1 protein-coding gene is annotated in these 269 nt (G+C 70.6%); it reads left to right on the top strand.

Features of this window, described 5'->3' with window-relative positions:
- Positions 1-269 (top strand): hypothetical protein (locus SB658_RS24330; protein WP_410602929.1); only part of this gene is annotated, 269 nt, incomplete at both ends.

Consider the following 269-nt stretch of genomic DNA (forward strand, 5'->3'; position numbering starts at 1 on the left):
GGGCGCGGCGAGCGTGGGGGTCTTCGCGATCGTCGCCGCCTGGCTGTGCTGGCGGACGGGCGGTCTCGAGGCGGCGATCTCGCTGCACATCGTGAACAACGTGCTCATCTTCCTGTTCGGGTCCGTCGGGATGGTCGACGCGAACGCGACCTCCGGCACTCCGGTCGATCTGCTCGCATCGACAGCGGCGATGGTCGTCTACGCGCTGCTGGCCGATCGGTGGGCGCGCCGGCTCGGCATCGCGCGAACGCTCGCTGTGGCGCCGATCC

It is taken from the genome of Bacillus sp. SIMBA_008 (assembly GCF_046535495.1).
GTDB lineage: Bacteria > Bacillota > Bacilli > Bacillales > Bacillaceae > Bacillus > Bacillus subtilis.